This window comes from Rhodococcoides corynebacterioides NBRC 14404, assembly GCF_001894765.1.
GTDB classification, from domain to species: domain Bacteria; phylum Actinomycetota; class Actinomycetes; order Mycobacteriales; family Mycobacteriaceae; genus Rhodococcoides; species Rhodococcoides corynebacterioides.
This window is the reverse complement of the sequence record NZ_BCWV01000002.1, coordinates 214,810-228,243: the sequence shown is the minus strand read 5'-3', so window position 1 is coordinate 228,243 and position 13,434 is coordinate 214,810. Positions and strand designations below refer to the sequence as shown.

The following is a 13,434-nucleotide window of genomic DNA, read 5'->3' as shown; positions in this document are numbered from 1 at the left end:
GGGCTCGTGCTATTTACCCGGCTCCGCCGGGCTCGTGCTATTTACCCGGCTCCGCCGGGATGCCGAGCGACTTCAGAATCTCGTCGAACGTCGTCGGAACGGACTTCTGCTCCGGCGCCGGCGGCGCGAGGTGGCCCGGATTGATCGGCGGAATCACCCGCGGCGCAGCGGGTTCCGACGGGGCGGCCGGCGCCGGAGGCGCGGCGGGAGCGGGCGGAGCCTCGCTCTGCTCTCGGGCGAGGTCGGTGATCCAGCGGATCATGCGCTCGCTCTCCCAGTCACGCCCGTTGTTCGGGAAGTTGTCCCAGTAGTAGAGGTGCTGGAGGAATCCGAGTTCGAGGTACGGCTTCTCCCACAGCTGCGGGATGTCGGCGTTGTCCTCGGCGAATCCCTTCGCTTCGGCCGCGAGCTTGGCCTCGACGATCGGTCGGCCGGGACCGAGCGCCCACTGCACGGCGTCGGACACCTCCTGCGGCGACGGCAACGGCGGGGTGGGGCTGGTGTCCTCCGTCCGGTCGGACACGCGCAGCATCACGTCGAGGACCGACTCGTCCGAGGTGGCGAAGTCCGGATCGGTGAACACGTGGGCGATGGTGCGCGCCGCGAGATCGGAGGCCGCGGCGGCGAAGTCCGTGACCAGCAGGCCGGGCGCCGCGAAGGTGAAGTGCATCTGTCCGAAGACGTTCATCGCCAGGGGAAGGATGCCGAGCCGCAGCGGGGAGTCGCAGGCGATGTCCCCCGGCCGACAGAACCACTGCATCTTCGGAGCGAGCGTGCCGTAGTCCTTCGGCTCCGACGACATGAACCCGCCGCCCGACGGTCCCGGTTGTCCGAGCGACGGCGTGCCGGCGGGTCGGTAGGGATCACCCACCAGAGCGACGCCCGCGATGTCGTCGCTGGTCACCGAGGCGGTGGCGGGACGCGACCCGATGTCCAGGGCGACGCGCTGCATCACCTCGGCGCCCACGCTGTACCCGAGCAGCACGAACTTGGTGGAGGTGCCGCACTTCGCCTTGTTCTCCTCGAGGAACCGGTTGGTGCCGGCCAGAGCCTCCCGCACCGACTCCTGGTACGTGGGCACGATCGCTGTGGGGTCGACACCGTACGTCGAGGCGTACGGGACGTAGACCCATCCGACGCGCCCCGGGTGATCGGCGTTGGCCTCCCCCGTCGGGACCGTCACGTTGCCGGTCCAGTTGGACCACGGCAGCCGGTCCACCTCGTCGAGCGGATTGCGAGTCGACTCCGAGTCCGTGGCCCCCGTGACGGCGACGATGAGCACGTCCGGGCAGTCGAGGGCGTAGTTGTGGGGATCGACGTCGACCTTCGTCCCGGCGCCGAAGACGTCGAGGACGGACTCCACCGGGTCGTCGCCGAGGCCCAGGGGATCCGAGGGCGTGACCGGCGCCGCGAGCGCCGTCGCGCTCCCCGCCGACAGCAGCAGTGTCGCGGCGACGACCCCCGTTCGTCGTCCCGCCGCCGTCCACCACGTCCTCGTCACGCGCATCGAACCGATCGTCCTTTCCGGGGTTCACCTCGGGCACGAACCGGCCCGCGGCCGGGCGTACTGCCCGATCGGTTCGAACCCTATGAGAGATGACGGGACGACGGATGCGAGCCGATTTGTCAGATGACACAACGTTCGCGCCTCGTGCTTCGAACCGTCCGTCTCGGGGGAGGAGTCGCCTCGACCCACCTCCGCCGGGCGGCCCGACCACGGGTGTCTACACTGGACACGTGGTCATCTTCTTCGAGGTACTCCTGGTACTGGCGTCGATCCTCATCGCCTGGTTCTCGCTCTACGTCGTCTACCGCTTGGTCACCGACGAGTCGTGAGCGATCGGCTGAGCGGCGACGAGGCGGTCGCTCGCGCCGAGGAGCGCGCCAAGCAGACCGCGACGCGCAACATTCCGTCGCTGCCCGATCTGCCCGCGCCCGACGACACGGCGAACCTCCGCCTGGGCGAGGACATCTCGCCGGCAATGCTGGCGCTTCTTCCACTGGTCGGGGTGTGGCGCGGCGAGGGCGAGGGTCACGACGAGCACGGTGACTACCGGTTCGGTCAACAGGTCGTCGTGAGCCACGACGGCGGCCCGTACCTCGTGTGGGAGTCCCGCAGTTGGCGGTTGACCGACGACGGTGCGTACGCGTCGCCCGATCTGCGGGAGTCCGGTTTCTGGCGCGTCAGCGGTAGCGACGCCGCGGGCGCCGAGAACCCCGAGACTCTCGAACTGCTCCTCACCCACTCGTCGGGTGTGGTCGAGCTCTACTACGGTCACGCTCGGAACCAGTCGTCCTGGGAGTTGGCCACCGACGTCGTGATTCGCAGTACGTCCGCCGCCCTGGTGGGCGGAGCCAAGCGGCTGTACGGCATCGTCGAGGGTGGCGATCTGGCCTACGTCGAGGAGCGCGTCGGACCCGACGGCGACCTGGCCCCCCGGCTGTCCGCGCGCCTGGAGCGCTACGCGGGCTGATCGTCCTCGGTCCGCTCGCCGCTCTCGTTCTTCGCATTCCCGTCTTCGTCGACCATGTCGGCGAAGGCGGTCCCCGACACCGTGCCGTTGGTCCCCGGCAGCGTCACGGTCTCGCGCGCGCCGGTCTCGTAACGATCGTTGAGGCCGTCCATCTTCTCCCCGGCGCGGTCCAGATCCTCCTGTGACAGTTCGGGTCCCACCGTCTCGTCGGTCTTCTCCGGGGTCTCTTCGGGGGTCTGCTTCTCGTCGGCGCTCATGGGACGAGCGTGACACACCCGCGCACGGCAGGTGGGCGATTGCGCGGTCTCCGATGATCGCGCACAGCGGGACCACCCCGAAACATGAAGCGGCCCCCGAGCCGTACCGGGTGGGCGTCCCGGAGGGACGCGCCACCGGGTCTCGGTCTGGACGGACCGAGGGCTCGGGGGCCGGGTAGCTACCTGGTATTCGCCCGCCGCTCGCGCGGAGATTCCGGTGAATACCGTCAGCGGGTGCGGCTAGCGGGCAGCCACCTCACGTGTCCATAAGTCATACAACTTCGAACCACCTCCTCTCTCGTGTACCGACGACGCTACGCCCGACCGAGCGGGGTCGGCAACGACTTTTTCTCGGGGTGAACACGGCCCGCGCCGACCCCGTCGGCATCGCGGCGTTCCTCGCCGATCGTGACGGTGCGGACCCCGGCCGGAACCGGCCGATGGGTGATCACCAGGGCCGTGGTCGCCGGATCGAGCAGTCCGGACCGCGGGTCGAGCAACGCGCCGAGCAGGCGCGCCGAACTCGCGTCGTCGAGGTGTTCGGTGGGTTCGTCGACGATCACGACGGGCGTGCGGGAGACCACCACGCGCGCCAGCAGCAGCCGGCGTCGTTGACCTCCCGACAGGGATCGATCACCGCCGGCCAGGACCGTGTCGAGGCGGGCGGGTAGTGCGCGCACCCACGTGCCGAGTCCCGTCGCGTCGAGGGCGGCGAGCGCTTCCTCCGCGGTGAGGTCACCCCGCACCACCCTGAGGTTCTCGAACACCGTGGTCTCGAAGACCCGCGCATCCTCCGCGAACCAGGTCACCGCGGCGCGGACGTCGGCCGGGTCGAGGTCGGACAGGGCGTGCCGACCGGAGGTGGCGTCGCCGAGGCGCACCGTGCCGGCCCGCGCGGGCAGCAGCCCGGCCGCCGTCAACGCCATCGAGGTCTTCCCCACCCCGCTGGGGCCCACCAGGGCCACGCGCTCCCCGGCGCCGATCGTCGCCGTCACCGGCGCGGTCCGGCGGCCGTTCGCGTACCCGGCGACGACGCCGTCGAGCACCAACTCGGGCCGCGCCGCGGTGAGGTGCACACCGGCTCCGCGCAACCCCGCGTCCGCGGGATCATGGTCGAGCAGGCCCACGATGCGCCGCGCCGCGAGTCGGCCTCGCACCACGGCGACCGCGGCGGCGGGGAGGACCGACGTGGCCTCGAAGGCGGCCAACGGCACGAGGACGACGATCCCGAGCGACATCGGGGACGTACCACCGGCGAAGGCCGTGCCGGACCCGTAGGCGGTCGTCCCGACCATCAGGGATCCGACGACCGCGATGCCCGTCGCGAGCGGGCCCGCCGCGGCGGCGAGAGCGGACCAGCGCGCAGCGCGATCCTCCGCGGCCGCGACATCGCGCCGGGCGGCCGTGGCGCGAGCACGGACACCCGCCAGCCGACCGGCGACGCGCAGCTCCGCGGCGGACTCGATCGCCACGACGGTGGACGCCGCGGCCTCTGCCCGGGCGCGGGCGTGATCGGCGTCGTCGTCGGTCTGTGCACGGGCGGTGAGGATCGGCGCGACGATCCCCGCGAGGACGAGACACCCGGCGAGGATCACCGCGGCGGTCGGCGAGAACACGGCGAGCAGCGTCACCGACGCGACGGCGAGGACAGCGGCCACCGCCGCGGGCACGAGCGCGCGCACCACGACGTCACCGATCGCGTCGACGTCCTCACCGGTCCGGACGACGAGGTCTCCGCGCCGGAACCGCCAGGCCGCCGTCGAATTGCTCTGTGCAAGAGCGCGGTACAGCGCGGCCCGCAGCGCGACGGTGCCGCGGAATGCGACGTCGTGCGTCGCGAGACGTTCGAGGTACCGGCAGATGCCGCGGCTGATGCCGAGTGCGCGAACCGCCACGACGGCGACGGTCAGGTGCAGGACGGGCGGCATCTGCCACGCCCGCAGGATCAGCCACGCGGACAGCGCCGAGAGGGCGAGCGCGCTGCCGAGCGTCGCGACGCCGGCCAGCACGGCCCACGCGATGCGGCGACGGTCCAGGGTGGCCAGGCCCAGCACCCGGCGCAGGTCGGTCATCGCGAACTCACCGCACGTGCGGCCGGAGCCGACACGGTCACGATCCGATCCGCGGCGGCCAGCACGTCGGGGGTGTGACCCACGATCACCACGGCGCGTCCCTCGTCCGCGAGCCGCACCAGCGCGGCGAGAACGGCGGCGGCGCTGTCGGAGTCGAGATGGGCGGTGGGCTCGTCGAGCAGCAGGACCGGCGCCGACGACGCCAGGGTCCGCGTCAGGGCGAGACGCTGCCTCTCCCCCAGCGACAGGCCGTCGCCGCCGTCGCCCAGTCGGGTCCCCCACCCGTTCGGTGCCGACGCCACGACGGCGTCGAGACCCGTCGTCGACGCGGCCGAGGCGACGAGCTCGTCGTCGTCGCACCACACGTTGTCGCGGATGGTTCCGGCCGTGATCGCGGGACGTTGGGGCAGCCAGGCCACGGACGCCCACCACCGCTCGAGGTCGAGGTCCGCGAGGTTCACGTCGCCGACCGTGACGTGCCCGCGGTCGGGATCGGTGAGGCCGAGGGCAACGGCCAGCGCGGTCGACTTGCCGGACCCGTTGGGTCCGGTCAGCACGGTGACCTCGCCGGGCCGGCACTCGGCGGACAGCCCGTCGGGCGCGGGTCCGTCCCGCCCGTCGACGGTCACGTCGTGCCACCGAAGCGGGTGCGCCACAGGCGGATCGACGGACCCCGTACGACGCCGGTCCGCATCCTCGTCGAGGAGCGCGAACACGCGATCGGCGGCCTCCGCGCCGTCCTCCGATGCGTGGAAGGCCGCGCCCACCGCGCGCAGCGGGAAGTAGATCTCCGGGGCGAGGATCAACGCGACGATGCCGGGGGCCAGCTCCATCTCGCCGCGGACCAGGCGGAGACCGATGGTGACCGCCACGAGGGCGACCCCCAGCGACGCGAGCAGTTCCAGCACCATCGAGGACAGGAACGCGGTGCGCAGCGCGCGCATCGTGGTGCGGCGGTGGCGATCGCCGAGCTCGGCGACGCGGGCCTCCGGGCCTCGCTCCCGTCCGAGCGCCCGGAGCGTCGGGACACCGGCGAGCAGGTCGAGCTGCCGCCCGGCCAGCGCGGCGGTGGCGTCCAGCGTGCGACGCGAGCGTCCTTCGGTCAGCCGGCCGATGAGGATCATGAACACCGGGATCGTCGGCAGGGTCACCGCGACGACGACGGCGGAGAGCGGATCGAACCACGCCACCACCGCCAGCGCCGCCGGAGTCACCGTGGCGGCGAGGAGCAGCGACGGGACGTAGTCGATCAGGTAGGGGCGCAGGCCGTCGAGTCCTCGCGTGAGCACGGTCGTCCACTCGGCGCGTCGGTCGGCGAGGCGTCGCTCGGGAATCCGCGCCGCCGCGTCCAGCGCCTCGGCCGTGAGGTCCTGCACCACCCGCGTCGCCGACCGGTGCGCGATGCGCGCCCGCAGCAGCGTCGCGAGGACGCGGCCGACCACCGCGACACCCAGAATCGACAGTTCGACGGTCCACGCCCCCGGCGTCCGGTGGAGCGGATCGGTGACCACACCCGCGAGGATCGTGCCCACCGCGATCGCGATCACCACGACGCAGACGGTCGTGACCAGGGACAGTGCCGTCGACGCGACGAGATAGCGGCGACCCGCGGCGGACCTGGTCCACAGGCGCGGGTCGACGGGGCCGCGCCGACGCCGCGTCATCGGGCGAGGCCGATCGAGTCGGGGATGTCGGCGACGGACAGTCGGCGCCGGAAAACCCAGTACGTCCACGCCTGGTACCCGAGCACCACCGGCGCGACGATCACCGTCGCCCACCCCATCACCCGGAGCGTGTACGCCGACGACGATGCGTTCTCGACGGTCAACGACCAGGCCGGATCGAGGGTCGACGGGAGCACCGCGGGGAACAGCGACGCGAAGAGCAGGACGACGGCGCCGACGATGGTGACGGTGGTGCCGAGGAACGCCCATCCCTCCCGACCGGCGCGCGCGGCGACGACGGCGGCGAGCAGCGCGACCACCGCGCCGCCGACCAGCCACCAGGTCCAGGTCTTGCCGTGGGCCATTTGCGTCCAGAGCGCGAATGCGGCCGTCGCGGCCGTCGCCGGCAGGGCGAGTCGCCCGGCGAGCGCGGCGGCGTCCCGATGCACGTCGCCGGACGTCTTGAGCGCCACGAACACCGCGCCGTGGAACAGGAACAGCAGTGCCGTCGTCGCGCCGCCGAGCAGGGCGTACGGCGTCAGCAGGTCGAGCAGTCCGGACACGACCTTCTTGTTCTCGTCGACGGCCACGCCGCGCACGATGTTCGCGAACGCGACACCCCACAGCACGGCGGGCACCCAGGATCCGATGCCGATGCCCAGGTCGCAGCGTCGGCGCCAGACCGGGTCGTCGATCTTCCCACGGTACTCGATGGCGCAGATCCGCAGAATCAGGGCGACCAGGATCAGCAGCAGTGGCAGGTAGAACCCGGAGAAGAGGGTGGCGTACCACTCGGGGAAGGCGGCGAACAGGACGCCGCCCGCGGTGATGAGCCAGACCTCGTTGCCGTCCCAGACGGGGCCGATCGTGTTGAGCACCACGCGTCGTCGTTTCTCGGTGGTCTCCGCCCTCGCGCCACGTCCCAGGACCGGCATGAGCATGCCGACGCCGAAGTCGAAGCCCTCCAACACGAAGTAGCCGACGAACAGGACGGTGACGAGGACGAACCAGAACTCGGGGGTGGCCATGGCTGCGCTCCTAGTACGCGAACGACAGCGGGCGCGCCGCGTCGTCGGTGTCGTCGGTGTCCTCGGTGTCGTCGGTGTGCGGGTGGCGATCGTGCTCGAGCGGACCGGCCTGCACGTAGCGCCGCATCAGGCCGAACCACACGGCACCGAGGGCCGCGTAGACCACGGTGAAGGTCGCGAGCGAGGCGACGACGAGGCCCACCGGGTGATCGGAGACGCCCTGGTCCACGGTCAGCCGGATCATGTCGACGCCCGTCGGGTTGGGAGCGACGATCCACGGCTGGCGACCCATCTCGGTGAAGATCCACCCGGCACTGTTGGCCAGGAAGGGTGTCGGGATCGCGAGCAGTGACAAGCGAGAGAACCAGCGCTGGTATGGAATTCGGCCGCCGCGGGTCACCCACAGTCCGGCGAGCGCCAGTGCGGCCGAGCCGGCGGCGAGGCCGATCATGGCGCGGAACGCCCAGTAGGTGACGAAGAGATTGGGGCGGTAGTTGCCCGGTCCGTACATCTGCTCGTACTGCGCCTGCAGTTCGGTGACGCCCTGCACGGTGGCGCCGGTGTCGCTCTCGGCCAGGAAGGAGGTCAGACCCGGGATGGCGACGATGTGCTGCACGCTGTCGCAATCGTTGTGCGTGCCGATGGTGAGAATGGAGAAGGACGCGCCGGTCTCGGTGTGGCACAACGATTCCGCCGAGGCCATCTTCATGGGCTGCTGGTCGAACATGAGCTTGCCCTGGATGTCACCGGTGACCGCGAGGGCCGCTCCGGAGACGATCATGACGACGAAGGCCAGGCGCGCGGCGGGCCGGAACATGCTGCGCGCGTCGGACTCCGGGCCGGTCTCACCGCGTCGGGCGCTGCGCACCATCCACCACCCGGCGATCCCGGCGACGAAGGTCGCTGCGGTGAGGAAGGATCCGGCGACGGCGTGCGGGAACGCGGCCAGCGCGGTGTTGTTGGTGAGCATGGCGACGATGTCGACCAGCTCGGCCCGGCCGGTGTCGGGGTTGTAGATCGCCCCCACCGGGTGCTGCATCCAGCTGTTGGCGGCGATGATGAAGTACGCGGAGGCGTTGACGCCGATCGCGACCAGCCAGATCGTCGCCAGGTGCACGAGTTTCGGCAAGCGGTTCCAGCCGAAGATCCACAGCCCCAGGAAGGTCGACTCGAGGAAGAACGCCACGAGTCCCTCGAGGGCGAGCGGTGCCCCGAAGACGTCGCCGACGAAGCGCGAGTACTCCGACCAGTTCATGCCGAACTGGAATTCCTGGACGATGCCGGTGGCGACGCCGAGCGCGAAGTTGACCAGGAAGAGTTTGCCGAAGAACTTGGTGAGCCGGTACCACGAGTCCTTGCCCGTGATCACCCACATGGTCTGCATGACCGCGACCAGCGGGGCGAGCCCGATGGTCAGTGGAACCAACAGGAAGTGATAGACGGTGGTGATGCCGAACTGCCACCGGGAGACATCGAGTGCGTCCATGGCCAACTTCTCTCGCGCGGACCGCAGGTCAGGGCTGTCGGGCCTGCACTCGGGACGCTACTACTACGCGTAGTAGTAAAGCGACGGACTGTGTCCGCGGTCATGAGCGATCCGCGTCACCCCGGCCGCGCGAGTCGGGGCGAGTCGGGGCGAGTCAGGGCGAGACGGCCGTGTCGACGAGAGTGCGCACGGTCGCGTCGAGCGCCGTCTCGCCGTAGACGGTGTCGTCGAGAGTGTGCAACTTCGCGGCCAGCGTGATCGACGACACCAGCCAGACACTGTCCGCCAGAACGAGATCCGCGACGCGCAGCGGCGCCCGACGGCACGTGAACCCGGCCGACGCAGCGGAGTCGTACAGCGCGTCGACGGTGGTCCCCGGCAGCACACCGTGCTCGAGGGGCGGCGTGGTCATGACCCGGTCGGTCACGGCGACCACGGTGGAACGCGGCCCCTCGAGGACGTAGCCCTCGGCGCTGCGGAAAATCACGTCGTCCCGCCCCGCACGCTGTGCGTGTCGCAGCGCGGCCATGTTCACCGCATAGGACAACGTCTTCGCACCCAGCAACGTCCAGGGCGCGGCGTCCGCCACGTCCACCGAATACCCCCGGGCCAGCGTCAGCGCCGACACCCCCGTCGACCGCGCCGACGCCACCCGAGCGGGCAACGCCGAGACCGTCACCAGGGCGGTCTCGCCGCCGTCGCCGTACTCCCGGCCGCGGCTCAGGTAGAGCCGCATCGCGCCCTCCTCCGCCGTGCCCCAGGCCTTCGCGGCGATGCCGATCGCGCGGGTCCAGGCGTCGACGTCGGGCTCGTCGAGGTCCACGGCCGCGGCCGACCGCCGCAGTCGCGCCAGATGCGCGTCCAGTCGACAGACCTTCCCGGCGCGCACCAACAGGGTCTCGAACACACCGTCGCCACGCACGGCTCCCAGGTCGTCGGCGTGCAACACCGGACGGGTCGGATCGAGAACGTCGCCTGCCAGGGTCACCACGACGCGGGAGCTCATGGCGTCAGGGTAGTGCCGGACGGCCGACGCCCCCTGCACCCCGTGGCGACACGCTCCTAGACTGAGGACGTGGCCGCCGTTTCCGATCGCCCGTTCCAGCCCTCTCCCGTTCTCGGCCGCCCGGGGGCCGTCGCCTCCCCGGCCGAACTTCCCGACCACGGCACCGCCTGGCACTACGGCGACCCGTTCGGCGAGCAACGTGCTGCCGCGATGTCGGTCGCGGTCGTCGATCGCAGCACCCGAGCGGTCATCGCCGTCACCGGCGAGGAACGCCTCACCTGGCTGCACACCATCTCGTCGCAACACATCGCGTCGTTGCCCGACGGCCGCTCGGCGGAGAACCTCAGCCTGGACGTCAACGGTCGCGTCGAGGACCACCTGGTCCTCACCGACCTCGACGGCACCACGTGGATCGACACCGAGGCGTCGCGCGGTCCCGCCCTGCTGTCCTTCCTCACCAAGATGGTGTTCTGGTCGAAAGCGGAGCCCCGGGACGGCGGCGAACTGGCCGTGCTGTCCCTGATCGGTCCGCAGGCCCCGTCGGTGTTGCGGGCGGTGGGGGCGCCGGTGCCCGAGATGCCCTATGACGCAGCGCCGCTGCCGGGTGACACAGCAGCGCCGCTGCCGGGCGGTCCCGGTTTCGTCCGTCGCATGCCCTGGCCCTCGCGCACCGACTCGTTCGACGTGCTGGTCCCGCGCGACCGCCTCGAGGAATGGTGGGCGACGTTCGTCGTCGCCGGCGCGCGCGAGGCCGGCAGTTGGGCGTACGAGGCGTTGCGGGTGGAGACGGTCCGCCCCCGCCTGGGCCTCGACACCGACGAGCGGACCATCCCGCACGAGGTGGGCTGGATCGGCGGCGTCACCGAGTTCGGTGCGGTGCATCTGGACAAGGGCTGCTATCGCGGCCAGGAGACCGTCGCCCGCGTGCACAACCTGGGCAAGCCTCCCCGTCGCCTGGTGCTGTTGCACCTCGACGGGTCCGCGGACGGTCGCCCCGAGACGGGTGACGACGTCACCGCCGAGGGTCGCACGGTCGGCCGCGTCGGCACGGTGGTGGACCACTTCGAACTCGGCCCGATCGCGCTGGCCCTGATCAAGCGCGCGGTCCCGGTGGACACCGCGCTGACCGCGGGCCCCTGCGCGGCGTCGATCGATCCGGACTCGTACACCCCGGACACCGCGATCCAGGCCGGACGCGCCGCCGTCGATCGACTGCGTGGCCGGTGACTCCCGACCCCGCGGGCCGGGTCCTGGACGTCTGCGTGGTGCACACGCTTCATCCGCTCTCACGCCCGGCCGTCGTCGATTCGGCCATCGACAAGCGTCCCGTCGCGGGACCGGTCGAGGTCACGGAGCGGGGACTCGTGGGCGACCGCTCGATCGACGAGAAGTTCCACGGTGGAGTCGATCAGGCGGTCTACGCGTACGACGACGCCGAGGCGCAGCGGTGGGCGAGCGAGCTCGGACGTCCGGTCCCCGCCGGCTGGTTCGGGGAGAACCTCCGGGTGTCCGGTGTGCCGGTGACCGACGCCGTCGTCGGCTCGACGTGGGCCGTCGGCACCACCGTGCTGGAAGTCACCATTCCGCGTCGGCCCTGCGCGACGTTCGCCCGCTGGACCGAGGAACCGCGCTGGGTGAGGCGCTTCACCGAGCGTGGGGACGTGGGAACCTACCTCCGCGTCGTCCGCCCCGGGCACCTCGGCGCGGGTGACCGCATCGAGGTCGTCGGGGTCCCCGACCACGGCGTGACGGTGCGTGATCTGTTCGTCGGCAGTTCGGTCGCGGCGATGGAGACCCTGCTGGACATCGAGGGTGTCGCGCCCACCGTGTACCGGGAGGCGCGGGACATGGCGGCGCGGGCGCGACGACGCGCGGCGCCACTCGATCCGGTGTGAGCGCCGCGGACATTTGCAGGCTATGGTGTGGGGCAGGAAGAACACACAATCAGACGGGGCCGCCAAAAAATCCCAGGCCGCCCCGCTATTCGCGAGGGGGTTAGCCATGGGCCGCGGCCGGGCTAAGGCAAAGCAGACCAAAGTTGCACGTGAGCTCAAGTACAGCTCACCGTCGACGGACTTCGAATCTCTCCAGCGAGAGCTCGCAGGCTCCCCCGACTCGCACCGGAACGGACTCGCCGACCGGGAGCCGTCCCGGTACGAGGACGACGAGTACGAAGATTGGCGGCGCTGACTCCCCCATAACGACGCATGACGTGCGGGGCACTCCCTGGAAGTCCAGGGGTGCCCCGCACGTCGTCGTGAGACGGGTCGTCGGCCGGCCTCTAGAAGCGCGGGTGGTTGCCCACGAGGACGGCCCGCTCGTCCGCCCCGGTGTCGGCCTTGCGCACCGTGCCGAGGGTCCAGCAGTCGATGTGGCGGGCCGTGAGCACGGCCATGGCGCGGTCGACGTCCTCGGGAGCGACGACGGCCACCATGCCGACGCCCATGTTGAACGTCTTGTCCATCTCGGCACGGTCGACGCGGCCGCGCTGGGCGATCATCGCGAAGATCGGGGCGGGCGACCATGTGCCGCGGTCGAGTTCGGCGACCAGACCCTTCGGCATGACGCGGGCCAGGTTGGCGGCCAGGCCGCCACCGGTGACGTGGCAGAAGGTGCGCACGTCGGTCTCGGCGGCGAGCGCGAGGCAGTCCTTCGCGTAGATGCGGGTGGGTTCGAGCATCTCCTCGCCGAGCGTGCGGCCGAACTCCTCGACGTGCCCGGTCAGCGACATCCGGCTGATCTCGAGCAGCACCTTGCGGGCCAGGGAGTAGCCGTTGGAGTGCAGACCGGACGAGCCCATGGCGATCACCACGTCGCCGGGACGCACCCGGTCCGGCCCCAGCACGTCGTCGGCCTCGACGACGCCGACGCCGGTCGCGGAGAGGTCGTACTCACCGTCGGCCATCATGCCCGGGTGCTCGGCGGTCTCACCGCCGAGGAGGGCGCAGCCGGCCTGCACGCAGCCGTCGGAGATGCCGGCGACCAGCTGGGCGACGTGCTCGGGCACGACGCGGCCGACCGCGATGTAGTCCTGCAGGAACAGCGGCTCGGCCCCGCACACCACGAGGTCGTCGACCACCATGGCGACGAGGTCGATGCCCACGGTGTCGTGCTTGTCCAGGGCCTGCGCGACCGCGAGCTTGGTGCCGACGCCGTCGGTGGAGGCGGCGAGCAGCGGCTCGCGGTACCCGCCCTTGAGCGCGAACAGGCCGGCGAACCCGCCGAGACCACCCATGACCTCGGGCCGCGTCGCCCGCTTGGCCAGCGGCGCGAACAACTCGACGGCGCGGTCACCCGCCTCGATGTCCACCCCCGCTGCCGCGTACGACGCGCCTCCCGAGGACGGGGCGCTGCCGTGCTGCTGGGTCTCGTCGGTCATGGGTGTGGCGCTCCGTAACTGCTGTCGTGGTGCGGCCCGGGATCCGAGCCGAATGCGCCCTTACGGTA

12 protein-coding genes are annotated in these 13,434 nt (G+C 71.2%); 4 read left to right on the top strand and 8 right to left on the bottom strand.

Annotated elements, in window-relative coordinates; translation table 11 throughout:
* Positions 1–37 precede the first annotated feature (37 nt).
* Entirely contained in the window at positions 38–1,507 is a 1,470-nt protein-coding gene (locus RC2_RS19265) for a cutinase family protein (RefSeq protein WP_072680989.1), read from the bottom strand.
* 325 nt (positions 1,508–1,832) lie between these two features.
* Between RC2_RS19265 and RC2_RS02380 the strand changes: the two genes are divergently transcribed.
* Entirely contained in the window at positions 1,833–2,474 is a 642-nt protein-coding gene (locus tag RC2_RS02380) for a heme-binding beta-barrel domain-containing protein (RefSeq protein WP_245810927.1), read from the top strand.
* Here the strand turns inward: RC2_RS02380 and RC2_RS02375 are convergent.
* From RC2_RS02375 to RC2_RS02350, 6 genes are all read right to left on the bottom strand, one after another.
* Positions 2,462–2,731, bottom strand: coding sequence for a hypothetical protein (locus RC2_RS02375; RefSeq protein ID WP_068153447.1), 270 nt, complete (start codon positions 2,729–2,731; stop codon positions 2,462–2,464). The genes RC2_RS02380 and RC2_RS02375 overlap by 13 nt on opposite strands.
* 314 nt (positions 2,732–3,045) lie before the next feature.
* Positions 3,046–4,803, bottom strand: coding sequence for a thiol reductant ABC exporter subunit CydC (gene cydC / locus RC2_RS02370; RefSeq protein ID WP_072680987.1), 1,758 nt, complete (start codon positions 4,801–4,803; stop codon positions 3,046–3,048).
* A complete protein-coding gene (cydD, locus tag RC2_RS02365) occupies positions 4,800–6,467 on the bottom strand; it encodes a thiol reductant ABC exporter subunit CydD (RefSeq protein WP_072680985.1) in 1,668 nt (555 codons plus the stop codon). The genes cydC and cydD overlap by 4 nt, the downstream gene beginning before the upstream one ends.
* The gene (gene cydB, locus RC2_RS02360) at positions 6,464–7,495 is read right to left on the bottom strand and encodes a cytochrome d ubiquinol oxidase subunit II (protein ID WP_068151658.1); all 1,032 of its coding nucleotides are present in this window, start codon (positions 7,493–7,495) and stop codon (positions 6,464–6,466) included. The genes cydD and cydB overlap by 4 nt, the downstream gene beginning before the upstream one ends.
* A gap of 10 nt (positions 7,496–7,505) precedes the next feature.
* A complete protein-coding gene (locus RC2_RS02355) occupies positions 7,506–8,981 on the bottom strand; it encodes a cytochrome ubiquinol oxidase subunit I (protein WP_068151723.1) in 1,476 nt (491 codons plus the stop codon).
* Positions 8,982–9,135: 154 nt separating this feature from the next.
* On the bottom strand, positions 9,136–9,987 hold the full coding sequence (locus RC2_RS02350; protein ID WP_068151660.1) for an aminodeoxychorismate lyase: 852 nt from the start codon (positions 9,985–9,987) through the stop codon (positions 9,136–9,138).
* A 69-nt stretch (positions 9,988–10,056) separates the two neighbouring features.
* Between RC2_RS02350 and ygfZ the strand changes: the two genes are divergently transcribed.
* The 3 genes from ygfZ (at position 10,057) to RC2_RS02335 (ending at position 12,177) form a co-directional block, all read left to right on the top strand.
* Positions 10,057–11,214, top strand: a complete 1,158-nt coding sequence (gene ygfZ, locus RC2_RS02345; protein WP_068151661.1) for a CAF17-like 4Fe-4S cluster assembly/insertion protein YgfZ — start codon at positions 10,057–10,059, stop codon at positions 11,212–11,214.
* Entirely contained in the window at positions 11,211–11,882 is a 672-nt protein-coding gene (locus RC2_RS02340; RefSeq protein ID WP_068151664.1) for an MOSC domain-containing protein, read from the top strand. The genes ygfZ and RC2_RS02340 overlap by 4 nt, the downstream gene beginning before the upstream one ends.
* 106 nt (positions 11,883–11,988) lie before the next feature.
* Complete coding sequence (locus tag RC2_RS02335; protein ID WP_072681144.1) at positions 11,989–12,177, top strand: DUF3073 domain-containing protein; 189 nt, start codon at positions 11,989–11,991, stop codon at positions 12,175–12,177.
* Between the two features lie 91 nt (positions 12,178–12,268).
* On the opposite strand, the gene purM is transcribed toward RC2_RS02335, so the two are convergent.
* A complete protein-coding gene (gene purM / locus RC2_RS02330; RefSeq protein WP_068151667.1) occupies positions 12,269–13,366 on the bottom strand; it encodes a phosphoribosylformylglycinamidine cyclo-ligase in 1,098 nt (365 codons plus the stop codon).
* Between the last annotated feature and the right edge of the window lie 68 nt (positions 13,367–13,434).